Genomic DNA, 25,661 nt, shown 5'->3' with positions numbered 1-25,661 from the left:
GCCGACGCTCAGTAATCCTCGTCCTGGTCGGCGCGGGTCAGGTAGAGATGCGGCAGGATCCCGTCGATGCGCTGCATCTCGGCCGGGTCGCTGAAAAACACCTGCGCGGGCCGGGTGGGCTTGCTGCGGGAAAACCCGGCCAGCCGCGCGGCCTCGGTCAGCGCCGGGGTGGCGACGCAGCCAAAGGCCGCGACCTCGGCCCCCAGCGCGTGCAGCCGGCGCAGCGCCGCGCGCAGCAGCAGCGCCAGTTCGCGCGGGTCGTCGTCGATGGTCAGGATGTCGGTGACCTGTCCGGTGCCGCGGGCCGGGTCGATGGCATGGCCGACGGCGACATAGCCCCGCAGCTCGCCATCCCGGCGCAGCTGCAGCACGTCGTATCGCTGCAACGGCATCTCGCGGAACCGCCAGCGCATGAAGGCGGCGTCGCGGATCTGGAGGAAACGGTGGTTCGCCGCGGCCTGGCGCCAGAACGCGTCATGCTCGTCGCCGAAGGCACCGGCGTCGGCGATGCTCTCGCCGCGCGCCAGCCGGGGGCCGCGCTGGGCCGCGATGCCGCGCCAGGCCGACCAGAGCGCGTTGCCCAAGCCCGCCAGCGGCGCGGCGGCGGGGCGGCGCCGCGCCACCGCGCTGCCCGCCCGCAGCGGCGCGAACATCTGCACGCGGGCGGCGTTGCGGGCGCCGTATTTCTCGTTCACCCGCGCCAGCTGGTCGCCGATGGGAAGCCCGATGCCCGAATCCGCGTAGAACGCCCGGATCAGGCTGATGCCGAGGCCGCGGATCTTCGGGTCGATGTTGGTGCCGTAGGGTGGGCGCAGATACCGCTCTTGCCCGTCGATCCAATAGGCGGTGACGCCGTGGATGGCGCCGCCGGCCAGCTGGTCGCCATGCCAGGCGGACAGCACCTGCACCCGGGGGGCGTCGGGGCCCAGCGGCGGGTGGAACAGCCAGTCCCAGCAGCGGTCCTTGCGCGCCACCGCGGCCGCGTCGAAGGTCTCGGCCATCCTCGCAAGGAACTGCTGGCGGATCTCGGGGCCGCGGGGTTCGATCCTGACTGCCATTCCCGTCCCTTTCCCCCCCCTCTAGGCCGCTTCCGGCCGGCCGGCCAGAACCGCGGCGAACGCCTGCTCATAGGCGGCGACCGCCTGCGCCACCCCGAACCCCGCGGCGACCTGGCGTCCCGCCGCCGCATGGGCGCGCCGGGACGCGCGGTCCTCGGCCAGCTGCAGCATCGCTGCTGCCAGCGATGCGGCGTCGTCGGCCGCCACCAGCCGCCCCGCCTGCCCGCCGCGCAACAGCAGCCGCGGCCCGAACGGGCAATCGGTGCTGAGCACCGGCACCCCGGCCGCCATCGCCTCGACCATCGCATTGCCGAAGCCCTCGCGTTCCGAGGTGCAGACGAACAGGTCGCAGCCCGCCAGCCGCGTCGGCACATCCTCGACATAGCCCGCAAAGGCGACCGAAGTTCCCAGCCCCAGTCCGGCGGCCAGACGTTCCAGCGCCGGGCGTTCCGGGCCGTCGCCGAACAGGGTCAGCGTGGCGGCCGGATGGCGGGCGCGGAACGTGGCAAATGCAACGATCAGCAGGTCGAAGCGTTTGACCGCCGCCAGCCGCCCGACGCTGGCGATCCGCAAGGCCAGCGCCGGCTGGTCGCGCGGCGGCGCCAGCGCCGCGACCACCGGGTTCGGCAGGCAGCGGAACGGCGGTGCCGCGGGGCCCAGGAAGCGCGCGGCCTCGGCCCCGATCTCGGGAAGCGGCGCCACCATCAGATCGGCCAGCGGATAGGCCAGCCGCATCGCCCCGCGCCGCAGCGCCAGCCACTTGGCGCGGCTGAGGCTGAAGTCGAGCGGGGTGTGCTCGGCGATCACCACCCGGCTGCGCCCGCGCGCCAGCCGGGCGGCGGTTGCGGCGTAAAGATTGGTGGCGTTGGTGGCGCTGTGGATCAGCGCGATCCGCTCGCGCCGCAGCGTCCGGGCCAGCGCGATCACGCAGCCGGGCGGGCGAGGGTGGCGCAGCGCGATCACCGGCACGTCCGGCGGCAGCAGCGCCAGGTAATCGCCGTCGCGGCGTTGCAGGATCAGCAGCGGCTGGAACCGCCCCCGGTCGAGATGGCGCAGCAATTCCAGCACCACCCGCTCGGCGCCGCCGTGGCGCAGATGCGGCATGACAAAGCCGATGCGCGCCGGGGCGGTCATTCCCGCACCGGCCGCCAGGTCACGCTTTTATAGCCGCGGTAATAGCGCAGGATGCCGCGCAGCATCGCCGCATGGGTAAAGATGAAGAACGCCGCCAGCCCGGCCGGCTTGAACCGCCGCACCGCCGGCAAGGCGATGGCCGCCAGCCCCAGCCCGTAGAACAGCAGCTGCGCCGCCGCGGTCAGCGCGTAGAACCAGCCGTGCCCGACTAGCGCCAGATTGGACAGCAAGAGCGCGATCAGGAACAGCGGGTTCAGCCGCCGCACCAGCTTGTGCGAGAACAGCTGCCAGCCGTACCAGCCGGTGCGCAGCGGGTTCATCAGCGCCCGGTGGACCATCAGCGCCCGCCAGCCGCGCTCGGTCGAGCGTGTCCGTCGCCCCATCTCGCGGCCCAGCTTTTCGCTGACCGGTTCGGCGGTGGTGGCGCGCGGCTCGAACACCAGCCGGTGCCCGGCCGCCACCGCGTTGACCGACATCAGGAAATCATCGGCGCAGCCCGGGATCAGCGGCCGCGTCAGCCCGCGCCTTAGCGCATAGATCGAGCCCTGCGCCGACACCGTGCCCCCCAGCCGCGATTCCGCCGCCTTGATCGCCTGGTCATAGCGCCAGTACAGCCCCTCGGCCTGCCCGTTCGCCCCGGAACGCTTCGCCGGAACGGTGATCCGCCCGCAGACGCCGCCCACCTGCGGGTCGCCGAAATGCTGCGCCATCGCCAGAAGCGAGCCGGGCCGCAGCAGGCTGTTGGCGTCCGAGAACACCACCACCTCGCCCCGGCAATGCTGCAGCCCCAGGTTGATCGCGGCGGCCTTTCCCTGATGGCCGGGCAGCTCGAACACCTGCACGCGCGGGTCGGCGACGCGGCGGGCCAGCGCGGCGGTGCCGTCGGTCGAGCCGTCCGAGACCACGATCACCTCGACCGCGTGGGGGCCGGCGTCCTGCGCCAGCGTGTCGCGGATCTTGGCCCCGATATGCGCGGCCTCGTTATGGGCGGCGATCAGGAAGCTGAAGCGCAGCGGCTGCGCCGGCGGCACCGGCGGCCGCGGCGGCGCCAGCCGCGCCAGCGCCATCACCAGCAGCCCATAGCCCGCGATGCTGTAGGCCAGCGCCGCCGCCGACAGCCAGAAAACCCAGGTCATGCCGCCCCCTCCTCCTGCATCGCGCGCAGCAGGGCTGCGGCGTTGTCTTCGATCAGATAGCGGGCGCGCACCCGCTCGCGCCCGGCCTGCGCGATGGCGGCGGCGCGCGGCCAGTCGGCGCGGATCGCGGCCAGCGCCCCGGCGATGGCGGCGGCGTCGCCGGGCTCGGTCAGCCAGCCGGTGACCCCATGCTCGACCAGCTCGGGGATGCCCGACAGGCGCGAGGCGACCACGGGCCGCGCATGGGCCAGCGCCTCCATCGCCACCACGGGGATGCCCTCGGCGCGCCCGCCGCGGCCGACGACCGAGGGCACCACCACCACATGCGCCCAGCGATAGGCGGCGCGCACGCCCTCGGCGTCCTGCGGCCCGTCGAAGCTGACGGTTTCGCCCAGACCGGCCGCGGCCGCCGCCTGCCGCAGCGCCGGTTCCAGTTCGCCCCGGCCGATGATCCGGGCGCGCAGCGGCACCCCGGGGGCCAGCCGGGCCAGCGCCGCGATCAGATGCGCCACGCCCTTTTTCTCGATCAGCGAGCCGACATAGAGCACGTTCAGCGGGCCGTCGCCGACCGGCGGCGGGCCGGGCGCATCCAGCAATTCGCGCGGCACGCCGCAGGGGATCAGCCGCAGCCGCTCCATCGGGAAACCGGGCACGTTGCGGCGCAGCCAGTCGATGTTGTGGCGGCTGATGGTGCGCACGAAACGCGCCTCGGCGGCCTTGTGGGCCAGCATCGCCTGCGAGACGAAGATGTCGTTGGCATGGGCGGAAAAGCTGAACGGGATGCCCGAGGCCCTTGCCGCGATCATCGCCACGGTGGCGGGGAAACCGGCGAACTCGGCGTGGATATGGTCGATCCCTTGCGCGCGGCACCAGTGCCCCAGCGCCACCGCCTTGGGCAGCACCGCAAAGCTGCGCAGGCCGCGGCGGGGTTCGGCGCGGTGGGCGCGGGCGATCTGCGCCCACAGCCGCGCCTGCGCGCCCGGGCGGCGCAGCGTCTCGGCCGCCAGCGCGCCCAGGCTGCGCGGCGCGGCGAAGCCGAAGGTAAAGGCGCTGCGGGCGGTGTCGCGGGCGAAATCGTGGACCAGCTCGCCCGCAAAGAACGCCTTGGCGTAGAACAGCGTCACCTGATGCCCGGCGCGGCGGTATTCCGCGATGTTGCGATAGACGAAGGTCTCGGTCAGCTTGGGGAACTCGCTGACGACGACAAGGATCCTCATCGCGCAAGCTCCTGCCGGTTCACCCGCGCCAGCGCGGCGGCAAGCCCGCTCAGCACCCAGGTGTATTTGGTGTATTCGTTGGGCAGGAACAGGCTGGCGATCAGATAGGCGACGAGCCCCAGCCCCAGCGCCCCCGCCCAGACCCGCATCGCGGGGTTGGCGGGGGCGCGCCGGACCCGGCGCAGCGCCGCCAGCGCCGCGCCCAGCATCCCGCAGAACGCCGCCGCCCCGGCCAGCCCGTACTGGGCCAGCACCGACAGATACATGTTGTGCAGCTCGCGCCCCAGCAGGGTGCGGCCGGGGAAATAGCGGAACTCGGGGTCGGCGAAGCGTTCGGCGAAATTGCCCGGGCCGATGCCGAACAGCGGGCTTTCGGCGAACAGCCGCATCCCGATCAGGTTGTAGCTGAGCCGCCGCCCCAGCGTCCAGTCGCCGCCCGCCCCGAAGATCGTGCCCAGCCGTTTCCAGTATTCGGCCGGGACGAAGGGCAGGGCGGCAAGCCCCGCGACCAGGATGCCGAACCCCGCCAGCGGCGCCATGCGCGCATTGCGGTGCCGCCAGCCCAGCCACGGCGCCGCCACCGCATAGGCAATGGCGGCCGAGCGGGCAAAGGACATCACCAGCGCCGCCGTTCCCAGCGCCGCCGCCGCCAGCATCGCCAGCCGCAGCCGCGGGGTTTCCACCGCGTGCACCAGCGCCATCACCACCCCCACCAGCAGCATCGAGGCCGCGGTGGTCGGGTTCTGGTCCGAGGCGCCGGAGGAGCGTACGAAGCCCTCGGACGATTGCGCGGTGGTCGCGGCCTCGGAGGTGGCCAGCAGATGCGTACCCAGCAGGATGTCTGCGATCAGGATCAGCGCCGAGACCAGCGAGCTGGCGATCAGGATCCACATCATCGCCGCCAGCCGCCGCGGGGTGTCGACCAGCGCCACCACCAGCAGCAGCAGGGTGATCAGGCTGGCCAGCTTGCGCATCTCGGACAGCGCCACGGCGCGTTCGTCGGCCAGCAGAAAGGACACCGTGCCCAGCAGCCCGAACAGCAGCGCGCAGGTGACCACCGGGTCGCGCAGCGCGCCCGCGATCCAGTCGCGCCGCCGCGCCGCGGTCAGCAGCGCCGCCGCCAGCGTCGCCGCGGTCAGCGCCTTGAACCCCGACAGCGGCAGGAACCCGAACAGCAGCTTTTCGATGCTGTCGAGATGGCCCAGGAACACCAGCGCCGCGATGCCCAGGAACGGCTGCGCCAGCAGCACCACCGCCCCGACCAGCGCCAGCGGCACCCCCAGCGCCAGCACCGGCGAGGCCGCCAGCGCCGCCGCCAGCGTCGCCAGCCCTGCCGCAGCCGCCGCCCCCGCGACGGCCAGCGCCTGACCCGGATGCCGCGCCCCGGTCATTCATGCCCCCCCGGCGCGGCAGAGCGGCACCGCGGCGGCAGCGCGTCCGCCATCAGCCCCGGCGTCCGGTAGAGGTTCCCGCTCATCGCCCCCAGCCGGGCGCGGAATCGCGGCGTCTCGAGCCACAGCGGCCCGCCGCCGCAGGCGCGGTCGTGGACATGCACCCGGCTGAGCATGTCCGGGTCCTCGTCCCGGCGGCTCTTTCCGCGGCCGCCGGTGAAGCGCTGGAATCCCGCGGCCTCGGCGGGGTGGCGCGCGGCCGGGGTCCGGCGGTCAAAGGGCCAGCAGGGGAAGTGCACCTCGTGGCCCAGCAGCGCGCCCCGCCGCCCCCGCCGCCGGTCGCGGGCGGGTGGCAAGGTGGTCGGCGGGGCAGCCGGCAGGTGGGGCCGGGGGGCGGTCACAGGACCACCAGATAATACGGTTCGGGGCGCTGCCCCCGGGCCGCGGTTTCCTGCATCGAGGCCAGCTCGCTGCGCCCCAGCTCGCCCGAGCGCAGCGCCACCAGCAGCGGCTGGTCGGGCAGCGCCGTCCAGTCCTCGATCGCGGTCAGGGGCAGCAGCGGCACCGCCTGGATCGGCGTGCCGTCGCTTCCCGCGGCGCCGTCCAGCACCCGCGCCAGCCGGTGGATGTCGTCCTGAGGCAGGAAGCCGGTGACCAGCAGCACCCGGTCGTGCCAGCCGCCGCGGTCGGCGGCGATGCGGCGCACCAGCCGGTCGACCTCGCCCGGCCCCAGCCGGCGGCCGCGCGCGATCCGGCGCCGCGACAGCGAGGGCAGCGCGCGCGCGCCCAGCTGCTCGACATCCAGCGCCGTGCGCAATTGCGAGCCGAGCGCGTCGCGCGCCAGCACCGGTACCAGCGCCAGGATCGCCCCCACCAGCACCGCGACCACGGTGTTGACCGCGACCTTGGGAAAGCGCGGATACAGCGGCACCGTGGCGGGATTGATGATCATCACCTGCGACAGCCGCGCCCGCGACGACAGTTCCGAGGCCACCCGCAGCGCCTGCAGCTGCGCCAGGTCGGTTTCCACCCCGGCGATCTGTTCGTCGAGCGCGCTCAGCCGGGTCTGCGCCTCGTCCAGCCCGGCCAGCGAGCCCGCGAGCTCGGCCAGCCCTTGCTGGCGCTGCGCGCGCAGCTCGGTCAGCCGGTCCAGCCCGGCCTGGCCGGTGGCCAGCGATTCGCGGATGCCGCGCGCGATCTCACCATCGGCCTGGGTCGCCAGCGACTGCCGCAGCGTCGCCAGCCGGCGTTCCTCGCCTGACAGCTCGGCCTCGGCGGTGCGCAGGGCGGCGCGGGCATCCTCGCGCGCCTGCAGCAGGATCGCGCGCTCGGCCACCGGGTCGGCGACGCCCAGCTCGGTTGCCAGCGCCTGCCGCTGCTGACGGTGTTCGGACAGGCGGCGCTGCGCCTCATCCTCGGCGGTGGCGATGGTGGCGGCGATCTCGGCCGCGTCGCGGCGGAACCCGTCCCGTGCCTCTTCCACATAGGCCCGGGCCAGCGCGTTCGCCGCTTGTGCGGCGATGGCGGCATTGTCGTAGCTGACGGCGATGTTGAGGATATACGAACCCTCGACGATCTCGACCGAAATCGCGTTCTGCAGGTCGGCCAGCATTTGCTGCTGGTCGTCGAGCTGCACGGAATAGCCGTAGTTCAGCGTGTTCCATACCTGCCAGACCCGGGTGCTGAGCGCCGACAGCAGCGAGGGCGGCTTGGCCGGGATCTGCCCCAGCTCGGCGGTCAGCAGCTCCAGCGCGCGTTCCGCCACCGGCCGGCTCAGCAGCCGCTCGATATGGGACTGGGCGATGATGGTGGCGGGGTTGAACTGGCTGACCCCCATGAAGCTGCGGTTGAAGCGCAGCTCTTCCTCGGAGGGCTCCATCGAGACGGTGACGCTGGCCTCGTAAAGCGGGCGCGCGTTCAGCAGAAGCACGCTGAGAACCAGCGCCACCAGCCCCGCCGCCGCCGCGCTGGCAAGGATCATGCGATGGCTGGCCCGCAGCAGCTCAAGGAAATGTCTCAGCATCCGGCCACCATCATGGATCGGGGGAAAGCAGTTGGGCGACATCGCGCCCGGCAATGACGAAGCCGCCCGCCGGGCAGCCGCCCGCGGCCGGCGACAGCAGCCCGGCGGGGGCGTCGGTCAGGCACCAGGCGGGCACGCCCTGCTGCGCGGCCCAGCCCAGCACGGCGTCCGCGCCCGCGTCCCAGCCCAGCCGCAAGGGCGCGCCGCTGCCGCGCAGCTCGAACCCGTCGCCGCCCAGCGGGTAGGGCTCCACCCCCGGGCGCAGCAGCCGCGCCAGCATGCGGAACGCCCAGACCCCGGGCTTGGGGCGGGCGTCGTTGGTGTAAAGCGCGGTGAAGCGGTTGCCCCAGGTGGTGCGGTCGTCCTCGCCCAGCCGGAACCACAGGCAGAACGCCCCGCCCGCGGCCAGCACGCCCAGGTTGCGGTGCACCGCGGCGATGAAATGCCCCTGCGGCGTGTACTCGCCCCCGTAGTCGCGCGAGGGCCCGCCGCATTCCGCCGACAGCACCGGCCGCCCGCTGAGTTCCGCCAGCAGCGCCAGCCGCGCGGGGTCGCGGGCCTCGGGGCCGTAAAGATGCGCATCCGCCATGTCGTAGCGCGCGTCCCGCAGCACCGGCAGCACCCGTTCGTGGATCAGGGCGGCGATCTCGGGGCTTTTGATGCGGGCGCGGTCGAACACCGTGGCCGAGCGCGCGCTCCAGCGTTGCTGGACCCGGAAATCGGCGCGGTCGAGCGCGACCAGCAGCACGTCCATGTTGAACGAGGCGATGCCGCCCAGCACATGCACCGCGTCGGCGTCGGCGGCCTTGATCGCGTCATGGGTGGCGTCGATCAGTGCGATCAGTTCCGCGCCCGAGCCGATCCACCCGCCCGAGGGGTTCTCGGGGCTCTCCCATTCGTTCGCGGCCTGATAGTAGCGCACCCGCCCGGCCAGCCCCGGCATGTCGTCGCGGCCGTCGCCGTCATAGCGTTCGACCACGCTTGCGACGAAGCGGCGCCAGTCCTCGAGCTCGACGGGGGCGCCGTTCTTGACCGCGCGCGTGTCCGGGCGGGTGCCCCAGTCCGACTGCGATTCAAAGGTCAGGAACGGCTGGATCCCCAGCCGCAGCAGGCTGCCCACCCGCTCGTCCAGCCCGCGCCAGTTGTAGCGGCCGCGCTGGGGCTCGATCAGCCCCCAGGTGACGGCGATGCGGGCGACGCCGATGCCGGCGTCGGCCATATAGGGGTAATAGCGGACCTGAGAGCCGGGGAAGGACAGGCCCAGCCGGGGGTTGGGCTGCACCGACAGCCGGGACAGGTCGATGGGCTGCGCCGGTGCCGCGACCGCCCCCGCCGCAAGCGCCAGACAGGCCGCAAGCGCGGCCCACAGGCGCCGGCACGGGTGCGGCCGTCCCGTCATGGGGCGGCGTCCGGCGCCAGCGGTACCACCTCGAGCGTGTCGCCGGGTTGCAGCAGCGACAGCGGCGTCGCGTCGAACAGCTGCGCGGCGCCGTCGATGCGCCGTGTGACCAGATAGCGCGGCGGCGTCGCCGCATCCGCCAGCCCGGTGCCGCCGCCGAACTCGGCCAGGATCTCGCGGCTGGCCGCCATGGTGGCGCGCGTCTCCGCGATCTCCTGCCGGAGCTGCGCCAGCCGCCCGGTGATCTCTTCCTCGCGCTGGCTGACCAGGGCGCGGCCCATGCTGGCGGCGGCGCTGGCGCTTTGCCGTGCGGCGGCCTCGAAGGCCGCGGCCTCCAGCTCGGCGCTGCGATACTGGTCGACCGCGAGGTTCACCTGCAACACGCGCGAGGCAACGCTGAGCCCCTGTTCCTGCAGCCGCAGCTGGTTGTCCAGGTCGCGCTCGGTCACCTCGACCTGGCGCTGCGACAGGGCGCGGCGGTCGGCATAGGACTGTGCCTCGGTCAGGGCGAGCTGGCGGCGCTCCTCCTCTCCGGCTGTGCGGATCTCGTGCAGCCGGGCGCGCAGCGCCAGCAGCCGCTGCTGTTCGTTGGCCATGGCGGCGGCGGGCCCGGCCCCGACCAACTGCGCGGCCTCGGGCGGGACCGGCACCGCGGTTTCGCCGGCGCGTTCCTGCAACAGGCGGGATTCCTCGGTCAGCAGCGCCGCCAGCCGCGATTTCAACGCCTGATAGCGCCCGGCCTCTTCGGTGACGCGCAGGGCCAGGGTCACCGGCGCATCCGCCGCCAGCCGCGCCGCGCCCCCGGCCAGCGCCACCGCCCGGGTCACGTCCAGACCGCTGCTGAAATCGTACAGCCCGGGCTGCGCCACCGCCCCCAGCACCGCCACCGGCCGCCAGCGCGCCACCGCCACCGTGGCCGAGACCGGCGCGGGGATGATCGGCGCCAGCCGCTCGCGCAGCGCGTTTTCGAACTCTGCCGGGGTCAGGCCGGCGGCGGGAATCGCGCCGATCAGATGCAGCGCCAGCGAGCCGTCCTCGCGCACCGGATACTGCCCCGACAGCGCCTCATTCGCGAAGACCGAGACCTCGACCATATCGCCCGGCGCCAGCTGGAAGCGGGGCGCGGGCAGCTCCTGCGCCGCCAGCGCCGATCCCAGCAGCGCCAGCGCGGCGGCAAGGCCCGGCACCCTGGACCAGAGCGTCCTTGCCAAGGTCGGGGTGCTCATCCGGCGCTCCTCATGGTTCACGGTTTTTCCCGGAGATAAATTGCAGTCTAGCAAATCGCGCCCCGCCGGGGAACGAGGCTGTTCCGGCAGTGCGGCCCGCCGTTCCGGCGCGCGCGGGCGGCCGCGGAAGGGCCCGGCCGGATCAATGCAGGGCGACGGAAACACGCAGCACCTTTGCAGTGACCAGGAACAGCACGCCGCCCAGCAGCCCCGATGCTGCCAGCATGGCAAGATCGCCGCGCATTGACGGGGCAACGCCGGAAAACGGCAGCGCGCCAAGCGCAAATCCGGCGATGCTTGCGGCGGCGGCGATGGCCAGCCCGGCCTCGCGCCCCAGACGCACCGGCCCGGCCAGCAGCCCGCTGCCCCGCAGCAGCGCCGCCATCAGCAGCACCGTCGCCACCGGAGAGATCGCCTGCGCCGTCACGATCCCGACCACGCCGAAGCCGGGGGTCAGCAGCTGGAACAGCAGCGCCTTCAACAACGTGTCGAAGCCGATGCCGATCGCGATCAGCCGCACCACCGGCAAGCCCGGGTCCGCCAGCACCCGCACCAGCACCATGCGCAGCACAAAGGCGCTGAGCGGGGCCAGCGTCATCCAGCGCAGGCTGTGGGCGACGCTGTCGACCGCCGCGGCATCGAAGCGGCCGTGGCCCAGCAGGAACCCGACCAGCGCCTGGCTGTGCAGCGCCACATAGACCTGGACCGGCAGCAGCGCCGCCAGCCCGACGAAGATGTTGCGCCAGAAGTCCGAGGCACTGGGCCGCTGCCCCGCCGCCGCCCGCCGCGACCAGGCGGTGAAGACCACGAGCGACAGCGCCGCGACCAGCGTGTTGCCCGGCAGCGTGCCCAGCCGCTGGGTCAGCTCCAGCCGGGTGACCCCGCCGGGGCCGACCTGCGCGGCAAAGCCGGTTTCGAGCCAGGTGCTGGCCAGCGCCGCCACCATCAGCAGCACCGCGGAGATCCCCGCGGCCAGCGGGCGTACCGGCGCCGCGGGGGCAGGGGGGGCGGCCGCTTCCGCCTGCCAGTCGCGGGCGATGCGCAGGCATTGCAGCAGCATCAGCCCGGCCACCGCGAACCACGCCACCGCAAAGCCCCCCGCGCCCCGGATCGCGATGTCGGTCCCCGCCAGCGCCAGCACCGCCGCCACCGCCGCCCGCGGCAGCTGCCGGATCGCCGAGGGCATCCCGAACCGCCCCGTCACGTTCAGGCAGGCGGCAAACACGATGCAGCCCATGGTCGCGGGCAGCGCCGCCCCGAACAGCGTCAGCGCCTGTCCGGCCAGCACCGCGGCGCCGCCCTCGAACCCCGGCGCCAGCAGCCGCACCATCGGCGCTGCGCCCCAGGCGATCAGCAGGCTCAGCCCCAGCCCCAGCGCCGCGGCGATGGCGGCATGGCGCAGCGTGGCGCGCAGGAACCCGCCGCCCGCGCGCGCGGCATGGGCCGCGACCAGCGGGATGTAGAACACCGCCATGATCTGGCTGAGCGTCTCGATCAGGCTGGTGGCGATGCGGCGGCCAAAGAAGAAGGCGTCGGCCTCGGCCCCCATCCCCAGCCGCCGCGCGATCAGATGCGAGACCAGCAGCGCCAGCAGGATCCCCAGCAGCTGGCCGCCGAAATGCGATACCGCCGCCATGAGCGAGGAAAGCCGCCGCCCGCCCGCCCCCCGTACGGGCTGCGCGCCCGCGGGCCGCGCGGGCGGCGCGGCAGCCCCGGCCGGGGCGGGAAGGCTGGCGTCCGGGGCCTGCACCTGCGCGCGCCGCCGTCAGCCCAGACCGGCGTGCGACCGCTGGTCGCCGTCGCGCCGCCGGGTCGGGCCAAGCACGGTCAGGCCCAGCAGATAGCGTTCGACGACATGCTCCGATGCCGCCGAACTCGCGGTGTAGAAGTAATGCCCCGGCCGGCCCTGCGGGCGCAGCACCACCCGCGCCCGGCGCACCCCGCCCCGGGGCAGCTTGACGACCAGCGTCACCGGGCAGCTGCCGCTGGCGGCGGCCGACAGCGGCAGCTCGGGCAGGGCCGGGATCTCGAGCACCAGCCCGGAATGCACCCGCACCTTTTGCAGCGCGGGCATGCCGGGCAGCCGCACCTCGACCATCCGCTCGGGCTCGATCCCCAGCAACAGGTCGGCCATGCGGTGGCCCCAGGCCCGCGCCCGCCGCCACTGCCGCCGCAGCATCCGGGCCAGCCGGGAATACAGCTCGGTCGCGCTGCGGCGCGCCACCGCCCAGCCGATCGCGGCCAGCAGGCGGATTTCAGAGGCCATCGACACCGGGCGGCGGCTGGCGGTGTTGTTGAACATGGCGCGGATCCGCTTCGAGGTGCCGTGGCTCATCAGCGCCTGCGACGGACCGACCAGCCCCGGCTTGACGGCAAAGCGCGTCGCATAGCCGGGGATGCGGGCGCTTTCGATGGCGGCGATCTCGGGGCGCACCGGGCGCGGGCCGCACAGGTTCATGTCGCCGCGCAGCACGTTGAAGATCTGGGGCAACTCGTCCAGCCGCGTGTCGCGCAGGAACTTGCCCAGCGGGGTTTCCAGCCCGCTGTTCTGCGGCAGGGTGCGGTCCCGGGTCATCTGCGCCGCGGCCGCGGTGTTCAGGGTGCGGAACTTGTAGATCTGGAAGACCCTGGAATCCTTGCCCAGCCGCGGGCCGCGATAGAAGATCTCGCGTCCCTGGGTGGCCAGCAGCGCCAGCGAGATCGCCACCAGCGTCGGCCAGGCGGCGATCAGGATCAGGAGGGCGGCGGCGATGTTATAGGCCCGGTAAAGCCGCGGATATCGCGGCTGGAACCCGATCTGCCGCCGCAGCCGCCGCCGGCTGGGGGCAGGGACCGGAGGCAGCCCGGCCGGGCTGCCGTCGCCCGGGGACGCCTTGCGCCGGCCGCCCGGCGCGCGGGCCGGGGCGGTGGTTTCCGAGAGCCGTCCCGCCGGCGGTGACTCCGCGCCTGCCATTTTCGTCATGCCACGCAGCCCCACCGATAAAAAATACTGAATTACAGGCGGCTGACCGGAACACAGCCGAACGCAGGCGCCTGTCGGCGCGCAATATTCCAGAAGATCCGTAAGATTTTTTGTAATTTAACGATCGGCTTCTGTCAACTTTTGACGCCCCCAAAGAGAGAGAATCCAAGGCGTTTTCGCGTTCCGGATGAGTGAATTGCGGCGTGGTCGCGCGGGGGTAAAATCGGTGCTGTCATTCCGCCGATAGGGAATGCAAATACCGCCCGCCGCTTTGCAACTGCGGCAATCGGACCGCAATCGGCGGAAATAAGATTCCGGCCAAATTAACAACGAGATATTGTCGAGAGTTGATTTCGCCGTCGCAGGATCGTTGCCGCCGGCGCCCCGGCGCCAGCCCGCAGCGGGTGATTCGGCCGCGTTTCCGCCACCGGACCCCCGGCGCCGGACGCCCGGTCAGTCGAGGCTGGGGAAGTAGTCGGCCGGGGAAAGCTCGATCCTGTCCGGGCTGATGCCCGTGCCGTAGATGACGATCTGCGTGCTCACCCGCCCCGGCGGCGGGTTGCCTTCCATGGTCGCCACGGCCGCATCGACGGCGGCGCGCCCCTGCTGGATCGGGTTGTCGAACGGCGCGGCGAGGATCTGGCGCCCCACCAGCCCCCGCGCCACGCTGTGGCTGACATAGGTCGCGGCAAGGGCGGGGCGATCCGGGCGGCCCGCGAACAGGCCCATGGCGGCCTCGATGGCGGGGGCGCTGCCGATCATCAGCTCGATGCCGGGATGTGCTGCCCAGGCCATCTCCACCAGCCGCAGCTGCTGCGAGGTGCCGGTATCCGCGCCATAGGTCGCGACGATCGCCACCGAAGAGCCCTCGATCCCCCGGTGCAGCCCCTGTTCCAGCGGCGCCACCCAGCCGGAGGCGGGCGGGCCGGACAGCAGCACCGCCTCATGCACCTCGCCGCCGGCGGGAAAGCGGGCGGCCAGATCGCGGCCCAGCACCAGCCCCATGTCGAACCAGTCGACGCCGACGCGCGCCGCCAGCGCATCGGAATGCAGCTCGTTCACCAGCCCAATTACCGGCTGGATCTCGGCCGCCTCCTGCACCGCCGCCAGCAGCCCGGGCGCGTCGGACGACACGGCACCGATCAGGATCGCCCCCGGTTCCAGATCCGTACAGGCCCCGATCTGCTCGATCTGGTTTGCCAGCGCGTTGTAGCCCCCGGCCTCGAAGAAGCGCACGGACAGCCCCTGTTCGGCCGAGCGCTGTTCGAGCCCGTGCGCGACGCTGAGCCAGTATTCATCCTTGAAATGCGGCACCAGCACGCAAAGAAGCTGCTGGTCGGCCCGCGCCGGTGCGCCCGCGATCCCGCACAGGGCGACGATTGCCGCGCCGGCGATCCGGCGATAAGCAGCCTTCATGCGCTCTCGACGGTTCGACAAGCAGCTGCAATCCGTCTTCATGGTCCTCTCCGGGCTGATGGTGGTTGTCGGCCTGGCCTCGTTCGGCGTCAACCGCTTCCTCGCCCAGACGCAGAAACGGGTGCTGTCGGAAAGCATCGCGATCATAGAGCGGACCGAGCGGGTTGCACAGGACGCGGATTTCGCGGCCTCGCTTGCCGGGCGGTTGGCCGAGGCGCGCACCGTCACCCAGGTCGCCGAAACCACGCAGGCGCTGGACGGGCGGGTGGACAGCATCGCCGCCGATCTGGACGCGATGCGGCTGTTCCTGGGCGGCCGGACCGATCCGGGCTCGGCCGATGCGGTCAGGCGGCTGGTGGGGCGGATGCGGCAGAGCGTCGACCTGCTGGTCGGCGTCGAGGCGGCGTTGCAGGCGGACCGGGCGCTGCTGGTCGAGGCGGGGTCGCGGCTGGCGATGATCATTTCAACCGAAACCGATCTGGCGCGGCTGCGGGTCACCGCCGGCATCTGGGAGCTTTACGCACAGCCCCGCGGGGCCGATTCCCGGCCCGGCCTGGACCGGCTGGCCGATGTGAACTTCTTTGCCTATGAGCGGCTGGCCGAGATGGCCGAGGCCAATGCGGCGCTGGAGCGTCTGGTCGCCCGCATCCCCGGCATCCGGGAACCGGCCGGGCTGGCCGGGCTGGAGGCCGAGTTCGAGACCGCCCTGAACCTGGCGCGGGACCGCTCGCAGTTCATGCTGTCCGAGACCTCGCGCCGCGAGGCGGGGCTGCAGTTGCAGCGCCTGTCCGCCGGGCTGGGGCCCGAGGGGCTGGTCGCGCGGCGCAAGGCGGCGCTTTCGGCGCAGCGGGATCTGGGCCGGCTGGCCGCGCAGCTCGACCGCGAGCTGGACCTGCTGATTGCCGAGGCGCGGCTGGGCCGCGACGAGACCCGCGCGCGGATGAAGCAGGGGGTCGCCTCGGCCGGGGGACAGGCGGCGCTGCTGTCCGCGGCGCTGGCCGCCGTCATCGTGCTGGCGCTGCTGGCCGGCTATCTGCTGTGGACCCGCACCCGCCGCAAGGTGGTGCTGCGGCTGGAAGAGGTGGCCGAGCGCATGGTGGCGGTCGCCGGCGGCGATATCGGCCAGCCGATGCAGATCAGCGGCCAGGACGAGATCGGCAAGCTGGAAGAGGCGCTGAACATCCTGCGCTGCCGGACCGAAGAGGCTGCCGAGTTGCGCAACCGGCTGGAGGCGGCGGTCCTGGCCCGCACCGCCGACGTGGTGGCCGAGATGCAGTCCGCCAACGCCGCGCGGGCGGATGCCGAGGAACAGAGCCGCGCCAAGATGCATTTCCTGGCCCGGATGAGCCACGAGATCCGCACCCCGCTGAACGGGCTGATCGGGATCCTGGACCTGCTGGCGTCCGAAGAGAGGGATGCGACGCGGCGGGCGCGGCTGGACGTCGCCCTGACCTCGGCCCGCGACCTGCAAAGCATGACCGAGGACATCCTGACCTTTTCCGTGGGCGAGGAGGGGCGCGAGCGCAGCCGCAGCGAGGCCTTCGACCCCGCCGCCCTGGCGCGGGGCCTGGGCGAATATCTGCGGGTCATGGCGGCGGCCAAGGGGCTTGCCACCACGGTCGAGATCTCGACCGGGCTGCCGGCCGCCGTCATGGGCGAGCCGACCAAGATCCGGCAGGTGGTGACCAACCTGCTGTCGAATGCGGTGAAATACACCGCGCAGGGGCGGGTCGGCCTTGCGGTCACCGCGCGCTCGGCCGGGGCGGGCCGGCACGAGATCGGCTTTGCGGTGCGCGACACCGGCCCGGGGATGACCGCGGAAGAGACCCGGCAGGCGTTCGACATCTACGGCCGCAGCGTCACCGCACGGCGCAGCGGCATCCGCGGCGTCGGGCTGGGGCTGGCGATCGTGCGGCAGCTGACCGACGCGATGGGCGGCGAGCTGCGCGTGTCCACGGCGCCGGGGCAGGGCAGCAGCTTCACGCTGGTGCTGCGCCTGCCGCAGGTGGACGCCGCGCAGATCGCGCCGCCGCCGGCGCTGGCGGTGCAGGGCGGGTCCCGGCGGGTGCTGGTGGTCGACGACCACCCGGTGAACCGGCTGGTGGCGCGCGGGTATCTGGAGCGGATGGGCTGCGAGGTGACCGAGGCGGCGACCGGGGCCGAGGCGCTGGACGCCGCCGCCCGCGGGCGCTTCGACGCGATCTTCGTCGATCTCGGCCTGCCGGATCTGGCAGGCGAGGAAGTCGTGGCCCGGATCCGGCGCGACGGCGCGCTGGTGGCGGTGCTGACCGCCGAGCTGGTGCAGGACGACGCTGCGACGCGGGCCCGGTTCGGCGTCGACAGAGTGCTGACCAAGCCGGTCTCGCCCCGCGCGCTGGCCGCGTTCCTGTTTGCAGAGGAGGCTTCGGTGGCCCCGATCCAGGATCCTGCGGCGTCCGAGGTGGACGCCGCCGTCAGGGAAGATGTCGCCAGCCTGGGCGCCGCGCAGGCGACAGAGATCGTGGCGGCGCTGCTGGACGATCTGGCGGTCGCCGTGCCGCGGCTGCGCGCCGCCACCGACCCCGAGGCGCGGCGCAAGCTGGCGCATCGGCTGAAGGGGGCGGCATCGAACTTCCGCCTCTCGGCCCTCTGCGCGCTGCTGCGCCGCATCGAGGCGGGGGATTCGGCCGCGGTGGACAGGCTGGAACCGATCGCGGCCGAGGCCGCCCGCAGTCTGGTCGCCGCGGCCGAGGCGGCGGGGCTGCGGGTTCAGGCCGGCTGGTCGGGCCCGGGAGATACGGGCGCGGCGAAGCAGTAACCCTCGCCCATCCGGGTCAGGATGAATGCGGGGTGGGCCGGGTCGGTCTCGATCTTCTTGCGCAGCCGACCGATCAGCACGTCGATGGTGCGGTCGCCCGGGCGCAGCTCGCCGCGGCCGACGATCTCGCTCAGCCGCGGCCGGCCGAAGGTGACGCCGGGGTTGCGGGTCAGCACGTCCAGCAGGTCGAACTCCTGCCCGCTGAGCGTCTCGACCCGCGCGGCCGAGACCAGGCGGCGGCGGATGCGGTCGAAATGCCAAGGGCCGAAATTCTCGACCGCGCCGGGTGCGGGGGCGCTGCGCCCGATGTCGGTGATGCGGAACAGCAGGTTCTTGATCCGCGCCGCCAGCTCGCGCCGGTCGAAGGGCTTGGTCACATAGTCGTCGGCGCCCATCTCCAGCCCGACGATGCGGTCCACCTGTTCGTCGCGCGAGGTCAGCAGGATGATCCCCACCCGCGACTGGGCCCGCTGTTCGCGGGTGATGGTCAGCCCGTCCTTGCCCTCGAGCCCGATGTCGAGCAGCAGGATCTCGGGCGGGTCGGTGTCGATCACCGCCTGCATGTCCTCGGCATCCTCGACCTCGGTGATGCGATAGCCGAGGCTGCGCAGATACCCCCCCAGCCGCATCCGGGTCACGCGATCGTCTTCGACGATGAGGATATGCGCGGTCATGGGGCAGGGCCTTCACATCTCTTTACATCTCTTCACCGGAAGTGCTGACGGCTGTCAAGGCCGCGGCCGGGGCGATCCGCCACATTTTGGGCACACAGCAGACGGAGATGCACCATGACGATGCTCAATCCGACCAGACGCGGCTTTCTCATGGGCGGTGCCGCCCTGATGGGGACCACCTGGCTCATGAACTCGACCGCGCTGGCGGCCGTTGACCCCAACTCATTCGCCGGCCGCGTGTTCAGCGCCAGCCACTACGGCCCGTTCGAGGCGGTGGTGCGCGACGGCAAGATCGTCGGCATCTCGGCCATGACCGAGCTGGACCAGCGTCCCACCGAGATGCTGATGTACGGGATGCTGGACCGCGTCTACGACAAGAGCCGCATCGACTATCCGATGGTGCGCAAGTCCTATCTTGAGAACTGGAAGTCGGGCGACGTGAAGCCCGAGCTGCGCGGGCGCGAGGAATATGTCCGCGTCGACTGGGATACCGCGCTGAAGCTGACCGCCAAGGCGATCACCGACACCATCGTCGAACACGGCAACCAGGCGATCCTGTCGACCTCGTACGGCGGCTGGAGCCATGCCGGGATCATGCGGCCGAACGTGCTGCAGGGCAAGTTCTTCAACATGATCGGCGGCTGCACCAACACCGTGGGCGACTGGTCCGGCGGCGCCAGCCAGATCTCGCTGCCGCATGTGATCGGCGACATGGAGGTCTATTCCGCCCAGACCGCCTGGGAGGTGATCCGCGACAACACCGAGGTGTTCGTGCTGGTCGGCTGCGACCCGGTCAAGAACAACCGCGTGGAATACACCGTCGCCGACCACGGCATGTACACGCCCTGGGAACAGATCCGCGACGCCGGCTGCAAGTTCGTCTCGATCAACCCGCAGCGCACGGCATCCGACGCGGTGCTGGACGCCGAATGGATCCGCATCGTCCCGAACACCGACGTGGCGCTGTTCCTGGGCATGGCCCATCACGTGCTGGAACAGGGGCTGGACGACAAGGAATATCTGGCGAAATACACCACCGGCGCCGACAAGTGGATCGCCTATGTGAAGGGCGAGGGCGAGGACGGCACGCCGAAGACCCCGGAATGGGCCGCCGCCATCACCGGCATCGACGCCGCCAAGATCCGCGAGCTGGCCGAGCTGCTGGCGAAGTCGCGGACCGAGATCGCCGGCGCCTGGTCGCTGCAGCGCGCCCACCACGGGGAGATGACCCACTGGGCGATCGTCAACTTCGCCGCGCTGACCGGCAAGATCGGCAAGCCCGGCGAGGGCGTGGGCTTCTCGTGGCACTACGGCAGCGGCGGGATGCCGCAATCGGGCCAGGCGACGCCGGCCGGGCTCAGCCAGGGCAAGAACTTCGTCACCGAATATATCGTGCCCGCCTCGCGCCTGACCGACGCGCTGGAAAACCCCGGCGCCGAGGTGGTCTATAACGGCAACGTCCGCAAATACCCGGACGTGCACATGATCTACAACGCTGGCAACAACTTCATGTCCCACCAGCAGGACACGAACCGGCTGATCAAGGCGCTGCAGAAGGTCAGGACCATCGTCAGCCAGGACGTGTGGTGGACGGCGGCGACTCGCTGGGCCGACATCGTGCTGCCCGCCTCCTCGCCCTTGGAACGCGACGACATCTCGGTCGGCGGCACCTATTCCAACGACCGCATCTACGCGATGAAGAAGGTGATCGAGCCGATCGGCGAAAGCCGCAGCGATTTCGACATCTTCGCGGCGCTGTCGGACCTATTCTATCGCGAGTCCCAGTTCATCGAGGACGCGGCCTATCCCGAATACATGGACATCCTGAAAAAGGCCTATGACGGCACCGGCGCCGCCAAGACCACGCCTTTCGAAGAGTTCTGGGAACGTGGCTACGCCTTCCAGCCGGCCCCGCCCGAGGCGCGGTCCTGGGTCCGCCACGGCGATTTCTACACCGACCCCGAGGCGAACCCGCTGCACACCCGTTCCGGCAAGATCGAGATGTTCTGCGAGACCATCGCCGAGATGAAGCTGGACGACTGCCCCGGGATGCCGATGTGGCTCGAGCCCGCCGAATACCTGGGCAACGCCAGGGACGGCCAGCTGCACGTGGTCAGCCCGCACCCCTGGCACCGGCTGCACAGCCAGATGGACCAGTCCGCGACGCTGCGCGAGCTTTACAAGGTGCAGGGCCGCGAGCCGGTCAGGATCAACACCGAGGACGCCGCCGCCCGCGGCATCGCCGACGGCGACCTGGTGGAGATCTACAACGACCGCGGCAGCGTGATCGCCGGGGCGGTGGTCTCGGACGAGATCATGCCGGGCGTCATCTCGATCTACGAGGGCTGCTGGCCCAGCCTCGACAGCAAGGGGCGCTGCAACTCGGGTCTGGTGAACTTCCTGACCTCGACGCAGCGGTCCTCGGGGCTCAGCCAGGCGACCACCGCCAACACCTGCCTGGCGTCGGTGCGGAAATGCGAGGACCCCGAGGGGCCGAACATGGCCTATGAAAAGCCGCCGATCATCGAGGGGATGGAAATCGCCGCGATCGACGACGACGAGCTGGGGCTGGACCGTCTGGACGAGGTGATCGAGTCGATCTACGCCGAGATGGGTCCGGGCGAGCAGATGTACTACGAACGCTGCACCGTCTGCCACGGTCCGCGCGACGTCGCCGCCTTTACCCAGCTGCAGTGGAAGGCGATCACGCCCTCGATGTTCCCGCGCGCCGGGCTCGACGATGCCGAGGCGGCGATGGTCATGGAGTTCCTGATGGCGAACGCCTCGGACGCCGTGAAGTGACGCCACACGCCGGCGGCTGGTTTCCCCGGCCGCCGGCGGTCCATTGACGGGGCCGGACCCGCGCCCGCCTGTTCCGGCATCCTGCGGCCGCGCCGCAAGGCGCCGGCCCGGCCCCACTCCACGGGGTACTGCCGCCGGCGGAATGACCGGCCGGCATCCCTTCCGGCCCGAGGCCCGAGTCATGCTTGAAAAACCTGCCGCCTTCCGAAACCCCGTCATGCCGGTCTGCGCGCCGCTGATCGACGGGTTCTGCCGCTCGATCCGCTACCTGCGGGTCTCGGTCACCGACCGCTGCGATTTCCGCTGCACCTATTGCATGGCCGAGCGCGTGCAGTTCCTGCCCCGCAAGGAGCTGCTGAGCCTGGAAGAGCTGGACCGGCTCTGTTCCGCCTTTGTCGGGATGGGGGTGAGCAAGCTGCGCATCACCGGCGGCGAGCCGCTGGTGCGCCGCGACATCATGGATTTCTTCCGCGCCATGTCGCGGCATCTGCATGGCGGCGCGCTGCGCGAACTGACCCTGACCACCAACGGCAGCCAGCTGTCCCGCCACGCCGAGGCGCTGGCGTCCTGCGGCGTGCGCCGGGTGAACGTCTCGCTCGACACGCTGGACCCGGGGCGCTTTGCGGCACTGACCCGCCGCGGGCAGCTTGCCCCCGTGCTCGACGGCATCGCCGCCGCCCGCGCGGCCGGGCTGCGGGTCAAGATCAACACCGTGGCGCTGAAGGGATTCACCGAGGACGAGCTGGTCCCGCTGGTCGACTGGTGCGCCGCCGAGGGCCACGACCTGACCTTCATCGAGCTGATGCCGATGGGCGAGGAAGGCGCCGAGAAACGGATCGCGCAATATCTGCCGCTGTCGGAATTGCGCGCGCGGCTCGAACGGCGCTTCACCCTGCAGCCGCTGGCCGAGACCACCGGCGGCCCGGCCCGCTATGTGCGGCTGGCGGAAACCGGGCAGAAGATCGGCTTCATCACGCCGCTGAGCCATAATTTCTGCGAAAGCTGCAACCGCGTGCGGCTGACCTGCACCGGCGAGCTTTACACCTGCCTGGGGCAGGAGGGATCAACGGACCTGCGCCCGGTCCTGCGCGGCGCGCCGGGCGACGCCGCCCTGGAACAGGCCATCCGCGCCGCCATCGCCCGAAAGCCGCGCGGCCACGACTTCGACTATTCCCGCGGCGTCCCCCGGGGAGTGGTCTCGCGCGGGATGAACCATACCGGGGGCTGAGCCGGGCGGGAGCCGGGTGGTGGGCAAGGATGAGTGGCGGTGTAGGGATGCGGGCGCCTCTCTCTCTCTCTCTCTCTCTCTCTCTCTCTCTCGCGCGCGCGCGGATGGCGTAAGCCAAGGGTTCTAGCAGGCGGTGGTTTTTCCGACCCAGTCGGCCAGGGTCGAGCGATCCAGATGAAAACACCCGGGACCTTGGATCCCGGGTGTAGTCTCATGTTATTGTGCGCAAGCTTCGATCTTGGCCAGTTCAGGACCATTCGGAGTGCGCCCCAAGTTGAAGGGCGCCGACGCATCACGCCAGCTGGCGTAATCCGCCAGATATCTTAGCTGGCTGGCATAGACCTTGGCCGAAAGCGGGTTCTGGCAGGCGACTTCCTCGATGGTTTCATTGGCCATCTTCTGCACTTGCTCAAGGGCGGCGTCATCAAGACGGGTTATTTCGGTCCCGGCTTCTTTGAACTTAGCATAGGCCTCGGTAGCACGCTTTTCGGTGTTGGCCAGGCTCCACAGCAGGTTCGCGTGGGCTGCGATCTTCAATTTTTCCTGGGTATCCTCGTCCAGCGCATCCCATGAGGCCTTATTGATCATCACCCCAAAGACGGAGGATGACTGATGCCAGCCGGGAGTCGACCAATATTTCGTCACCTCGTGGAAACCCCCCGAAAAATCGACATTCGGGGTTGAGAATTCGGCCCCGTCAATCACGCCACGCTCGAGCGATTGGTAAATTTCTCCGCCAGCCATGCTGACCTGATTGCCGCCCAGTTTTTTCAGCAGCTTGCCCTGCTCAAGCCCAGAAAGACGCAGGCGCAGTCCCTTGAGGTCGTCCAGGGTTGCTACGGGTTTGCTGACCGTGCGAAAGCCGGATTCGTTGTTGGTCACGCCATAGGGCAGATAGACCATGCCGAATTTGCCATAGACCTCATTATAGAGTTCAGCTCCCCCCCACTCCTGAATCCAATTCACATAATCCACAGCGTTGAACAGGCTGGCCGTGGTCGAAAGCGGAGAGAAGGCGCTGTCACGGCCCGCCCAATAGCCAGCCCAGTCGCCGCCGGCCTGAATCGTGCCCGACTCAACCGCGCCGAACACCTCGCCCGCGGGAACAAGGCTGCCGCCGTCATAGAATTCGATGGTAAGTTTGTCGTCATCTACCAGTTTGTTAACCAACTCGACCCAATGTTTGTCGATCTCGATCAACTCGAGACTGGACGGCCATGTCGAGGTCATGGTCCAGGTGTCGGCCTTCGCGGCGGTTGTGCAAAGCAGAGCCAGCGCCGTTGCGCTCAGCAAAAATTTCATATCAGTTCCTCCTCGTTGGATGGTGTTCGGACGGCCGAGAAGGCCGTCAGGCGGCATAAAGCTTGTGCGGAAGCCAAGTCACCAAGCCGGGGAACAGGACCACCAGAAGGCAGACCAGCACGATCAGCAGGATGAAAGGCACAGCACCACGGATGATGTCGCCAGTTTTAAGGTCCGGCGGTGCGATGGCCCGCATGTAGAATAACGCGTAGCCGAAGGGCGGAGACAGGAAGCTGGTCTGCAAAACGACGGCCATCAGGACGACGAACCAAAGCGGGTCGATACCCATCTCGCTGACCAGCGGCAAAAAGATCGGGAACGACAGCAGCACGATCCCGGTCCAGTCGAGGAACATCCCAAGAATGAATACCGAGACCAACATCACCCAGACCAGCGTATGCGGATCGTCGGCCAGCCCGCGCATCAAATCTTGACTGGCGCGCAACCCACCGGTGATGTTGAAGACCCCGGTAAAGGCAGTTGCTCCGACCACGATGAACAGGATCATCGCGCTGGTCCGCCCGGTTTCCAGCAGTGCCGAATAGAAGGTATCCCATTTGAACCGGCCGCGCAGGATGACGATGAGCAGCGCAAGAATGGCGCCAATGGCACTGGCCTCGGTGGCCGTGGCGATACCGGCCAGAAGCGATCCCAGAATACCCAGGATCAGCACCAGTGGCGGCACAGCCTCGATCGCCAGCATCCGCCACATCTCACCACGGCCGATCTGCTCCTCTTCGTTGATCGAGGGGGCCCACTCGGGCTTCACCCAAGCGATGACAGCCACATAGACGGCGTAAAGCAGCCCTAGCAGAAGGCCCGGTATCATTGCACCTGCAAAAAGCTGGCCGACTGACAGGCCGGGCGCATAAGAAGCCATCAAGATCAGCATGATCGACGGCGGTATAAGGATGCCGAGGCAGCCCGATGCCGCGATCAGTCCGGTCGCCAGCCGTTTGTCATAACCGTACTGCAGCATCGGGCGCAGCGCCATCATCCCCATGACCGTGATCGAGGCGCCGATGATTCCGGTCGTCGCGGCCAGCAAGATCGAGATGAAGACAACCGCCAGGCCAAGGCCGCCAGTAACGCGCGCCGTAAGGTGGCGCAGCGCTTCGAACATCTTATCGGTCACGCCACTGTCGGACAGGAAGCGCGCCATAAGCACAAAAAGCGGAATGGCAATCAGGACGTAATTGTCCAGGACGTCGCCGAAGATGCGGTTGATGACGATGCCCAGCACCATCGGTTTCCCGGCGATTAGCGCGCCGAGAACGGCAGTGCTACCCAGAACGAACGCCAGCGGATGCCCCATGAACAGGCCCAGAACCAACAGGCCCGACATGATCAGCGCAATAGATTCACCGGACATCTAGAGGCTCCATTGGTTGAAGGTCGTCAGCCTTGTGTAACAATAGCTTCGACACCTCTGAGATACCCTGAATCATCAACAGCACAGCAGCGACAAACATCGCCATTTTCAGCGGATAGACCGGCATCTGAACGGCGCCATAGGTCACTTCCCCCTGTTTCCACGAAGTTATCGCAAAGTTCCAACTGCGGCGGGCAAAGACCCATGCGAAAGGAAAAAAGAAGATGACATATCCGGCGATTTCGATCCAGCGCCGTAGGGCGGGGCTCAGCCTCGAGGTGACCAGGTCAACACGAACATGCGACTGATGGCGCAACGCATAGCCGCCCAACATAATGAAATAGAAGCCGTAAAGCTGCTTGGTAAGGTCGAAAGCCCAGCGGGTTGGTTCGCCGACGAAATAGCGCATTACCACGTCATAAATGATGATGGCCGCAAAAACGATGGCGACGATTGACACGATGCGGCCGACTGTCTCGTTCAAGCCATCAATCACGCGGATGATTGGCACTGTTTTATCTCCC

Annotated in this window: 19 protein-coding genes; 3 read left to right on the top strand and 16 right to left on the bottom strand. The window is 70.1% G+C overall.

Annotated features, from left to right (window positions below; translation table 11 throughout):
* Positions 1-8 precede the first annotated feature (8 nt).
* The 12 genes from BUB57_RS05500 to torT form a co-directional block, all read right to left on the bottom strand.
* On the bottom strand, positions 9-1,058 hold the full coding sequence (locus BUB57_RS05500) for a hypothetical protein (RefSeq protein ID WP_084731976.1): 1,050 nt from the start codon (positions 1,056-1,058) through the stop codon (positions 9-11).
* A 21-nt stretch (positions 1,059-1,079) separates the two neighbouring features.
* A complete protein-coding gene (locus tag BUB57_RS05495; RefSeq protein WP_073063361.1) occupies positions 1,080-2,192 on the bottom strand; it encodes a glycosyltransferase in 1,113 nt (370 codons plus the stop codon).
* On the bottom strand, positions 2,189-3,328 hold the full coding sequence (locus BUB57_RS05490; protein WP_073063359.1) for a glycosyltransferase family 2 protein: 1,140 nt from the start codon (positions 3,326-3,328) through the stop codon (positions 2,189-2,191). Before BUB57_RS05490 ends, BUB57_RS05495 begins: the two co-directional genes overlap by 4 nt.
* The gene (locus BUB57_RS05485; RefSeq protein ID WP_073063355.1) at positions 3,325-4,545 is read right to left on the bottom strand and encodes a glycosyltransferase; all 1,221 of its coding nucleotides are present in this window, start codon (positions 4,543-4,545) and stop codon (positions 3,325-3,327) included. The genes BUB57_RS05490 and BUB57_RS05485 overlap by 4 nt, the downstream gene beginning before the upstream one ends.
* Complete coding sequence (locus BUB57_RS05480; protein ID WP_073063352.1) at positions 4,542-5,936, bottom strand: O-antigen ligase family protein; 1,395 nt, start codon at positions 5,934-5,936, stop codon at positions 4,542-4,544. The genes BUB57_RS05485 and BUB57_RS05480 overlap by 4 nt, the downstream gene beginning before the upstream one ends.
* Positions 5,933-6,337, bottom strand: coding sequence for a polysaccharide deacetylase family protein (locus BUB57_RS05475; RefSeq protein ID WP_073063347.1), 405 nt, complete (start codon positions 6,335-6,337; stop codon positions 5,933-5,935). Before BUB57_RS05475 ends, BUB57_RS05480 begins: the two co-directional genes overlap by 4 nt.
* Positions 6,334-7,959, bottom strand: a complete 1,626-nt coding sequence (locus tag BUB57_RS05470) for a GumC domain-containing protein (protein WP_073063343.1) — start codon at positions 7,957-7,959, stop codon at positions 6,334-6,336. The genes BUB57_RS05475 and BUB57_RS05470 overlap by 4 nt, the downstream gene beginning before the upstream one ends.
* 10 nt (positions 7,960-7,969) lie before the next feature.
* Entirely contained in the window at positions 7,970-9,358 is a 1,389-nt protein-coding gene (locus tag BUB57_RS05465; protein ID WP_073063340.1) for a hypothetical protein, read from the bottom strand.
* The gene (locus BUB57_RS05460; RefSeq protein ID WP_073063704.1) at positions 9,355-10,584 is read right to left on the bottom strand and encodes a polysaccharide biosynthesis/export family protein; all 1,230 of its coding nucleotides are present in this window, start codon (positions 10,582-10,584) and stop codon (positions 9,355-9,357) included. The genes BUB57_RS05465 and BUB57_RS05460 overlap by 4 nt, the downstream gene beginning before the upstream one ends.
* 142 nt (positions 10,585-10,726) lie before the next feature.
* A complete protein-coding gene (locus BUB57_RS05455) occupies positions 10,727-12,220 on the bottom strand; it encodes a lipid II flippase MurJ (protein WP_073063337.1) in 1,494 nt (497 codons plus the stop codon).
* Between the two features lie 129 nt (positions 12,221-12,349).
* Complete coding sequence (locus BUB57_RS05450; protein ID WP_073063334.1) at positions 12,350-13,546, bottom strand: sugar transferase; 1,197 nt, start codon at positions 13,544-13,546, stop codon at positions 12,350-12,352.
* A 453-nt stretch (positions 13,547-13,999) separates the two neighbouring features.
* Positions 14,000-14,962, bottom strand: coding sequence for a TMAO reductase system periplasmic protein TorT (torT, locus tag BUB57_RS05445; RefSeq protein WP_073063331.1), 963 nt, complete (start codon positions 14,960-14,962; stop codon positions 14,000-14,002).
* Between torT and BUB57_RS05440 the strand changes: the two genes are divergently transcribed.
* Positions 14,961-17,759 carry an ATP-binding protein gene (locus BUB57_RS05440; protein WP_073063327.1) on the top strand — a complete coding sequence of 933 codons (2,799 nt, stop codon included), beginning with the start codon at positions 14,961-14,963 and terminating at the stop codon, positions 17,757-17,759. The two genes, torT and BUB57_RS05440, sit on opposite strands and share 2 nt — an antisense overlap.
* Here the strand turns inward: BUB57_RS05440 and BUB57_RS05435 are convergent.
* Complete coding sequence (locus BUB57_RS05435; RefSeq protein ID WP_073063325.1) at positions 17,711-18,433, bottom strand: response regulator; 723 nt, start codon at positions 18,431-18,433, stop codon at positions 17,711-17,713. The genes BUB57_RS05440 and BUB57_RS05435 overlap by 49 nt on opposite strands.
* 114 nt (positions 18,434-18,547) lie before the next feature.
* On the opposite strand from BUB57_RS05435, the gene BUB57_RS05430 reads away from it, so the two are divergent.
* Positions 18,548-21,235 carry a molybdopterin-dependent oxidoreductase gene (locus BUB57_RS05430; protein WP_073063322.1) on the top strand — a complete coding sequence of 896 codons (2,688 nt, stop codon included), beginning with the start codon at positions 18,548-18,550 and terminating at the stop codon, positions 21,233-21,235.
* A 181-nt stretch (positions 21,236-21,416) separates the two neighbouring features.
* Positions 21,417-22,463, top strand: coding sequence for a GTP 3',8-cyclase MoaA (moaA, locus tag BUB57_RS05425; protein WP_073063319.1), 1,047 nt, complete (start codon positions 21,417-21,419; stop codon positions 22,461-22,463).
* A 216-nt stretch (positions 22,464-22,679) separates the two neighbouring features.
* Here the strand turns inward: moaA and dctP are convergent, their stop codons facing one another.
* Genes dctP through BUB57_RS05410 form a run of 3 tightly spaced genes read right to left on the bottom strand, consistent with a single transcriptional unit; the run spans position 22,680 to position 25,648 of the window.
* Positions 22,680-23,765 (bottom strand): TRAP transporter substrate-binding protein DctP, encoded by a 1,086-nt coding sequence (dctP, locus tag BUB57_RS05420; RefSeq protein ID WP_073063316.1) that lies wholly within the window; start codon positions 23,763-23,765, stop codon positions 22,680-22,682.
* 46 nt (positions 23,766-23,811) lie between these two features.
* Entirely contained in the window at positions 23,812-25,137 is a 1,326-nt protein-coding gene (locus tag BUB57_RS05415) for a TRAP transporter large permease (protein WP_200796415.1), read from the bottom strand.
* Entirely contained in the window at positions 25,127-25,648 is a 522-nt protein-coding gene (locus BUB57_RS05410) for a TRAP transporter small permease subunit (RefSeq protein WP_073063308.1), read from the bottom strand. Before BUB57_RS05410 ends, BUB57_RS05415 begins: the two co-directional genes overlap by 11 nt.
* Between the last annotated feature and the right edge of the window lie 13 nt (positions 25,649-25,661).

This window comes from Paracoccus solventivorans (genome assembly GCF_900142875.1).
GTDB lineage: Bacteria > Pseudomonadota > Alphaproteobacteria > Rhodobacterales > Rhodobacteraceae > Paracoccus > Paracoccus solventivorans.
The sequence above is the reverse complement of the archived record's forward strand: the minus strand, read 5'-3'. Positions and strand labels throughout refer to the sequence as shown.

Bases quoted from the DNA above. Each gene is read 5' to 3' on its own strand.
- BUB57_RS05500 (WP_084731976.1), bottom strand. From the start codon at position 1,058: ATGGCAGTCAGGATCGAACCCCGCGGCCCCGAGATCCGCCAGCAGTTC.
- BUB57_RS05495 (WP_073063361.1), bottom strand. From the start codon at position 2,192: ATGACCGCCCCGGCGCGCATCGGCTTTGTCATGCCGCATCTGCGCCAC.
- BUB57_RS05490 (WP_073063359.1), bottom strand. From the start codon at position 3,328: ATGACCTGGGTTTTCTGGCTGTCGGCGGCGGCGCTGGCCTACAGCATC.
- BUB57_RS05485 (WP_073063355.1), bottom strand. From the start codon at position 4,545: ATGAGGATCCTTGTCGTCGTCAGCGAGTTCCCCAAGCTGACCGAGACC.
- BUB57_RS05480 (WP_073063352.1), bottom strand. From the start codon at position 5,936: ATGACCGGGGCGCGGCATCCGGGTCAGGCGCTGGCCGTCGCGGGGGCG.
- BUB57_RS05470 (WP_073063343.1), bottom strand. From the start codon at position 7,959: ATGCTGAGACATTTCCTTGAGCTGCTGCGGGCCAGCCATCGCATGATC.
- BUB57_RS05465 (WP_073063340.1), bottom strand. From the start codon at position 9,358: ATGACGGGACGGCCGCACCCGTGCCGGCGCCTGTGGGCCGCGCTTGCG.
- BUB57_RS05460 (WP_073063704.1), bottom strand. From the start codon at position 10,584: ATGAGCACCCCGACCTTGGCAAGGACGCTCTGGTCCAGGGTGCCGGGC.
- BUB57_RS05455 (WP_073063337.1), bottom strand. From the start codon at position 12,220: ATGGCGGCGGTATCGCATTTCGGCGGCCAGCTGCTGGGGATCCTGCTG.
- BUB57_RS05450 (WP_073063334.1), bottom strand. From the start codon at position 13,546: ATGACGAAAATGGCAGGCGCGGAGTCACCGCCGGCGGGACGGCTCTCG.
- BUB57_RS05440 (WP_073063327.1), top strand. From the start codon at position 14,961: ATGCGCTCTCGACGGTTCGACAAGCAGCTGCAATCCGTCTTCATGGTC.
- torT (WP_073063331.1), bottom strand. From the start codon at position 14,962: ATGAAGGCTGCTTATCGCCGGATCGCCGGCGCGGCAATCGTCGCCCTG.
- BUB57_RS05435 (WP_073063325.1), bottom strand. From the start codon at position 18,433: ATGACCGCGCATATCCTCATCGTCGAAGACGATCGCGTGACCCGGATG.
- BUB57_RS05430 (WP_073063322.1), top strand. From the start codon at position 18,548: ATGACGATGCTCAATCCGACCAGACGCGGCTTTCTCATGGGCGGTGCC.
- moaA (WP_073063319.1), top strand. From the start codon at position 21,417: ATGCTTGAAAAACCTGCCGCCTTCCGAAACCCCGTCATGCCGGTCTGC.
- dctP (WP_073063316.1), bottom strand. From the start codon at position 23,765: ATGAAATTTTTGCTGAGCGCAACGGCGCTGGCTCTGCTTTGCACAACC.
- BUB57_RS05415 (WP_200796415.1), bottom strand. From the start codon at position 25,137: ATGTCCGGTGAATCTATTGCGCTGATCATGTCGGGCCTGTTGGTTCTG.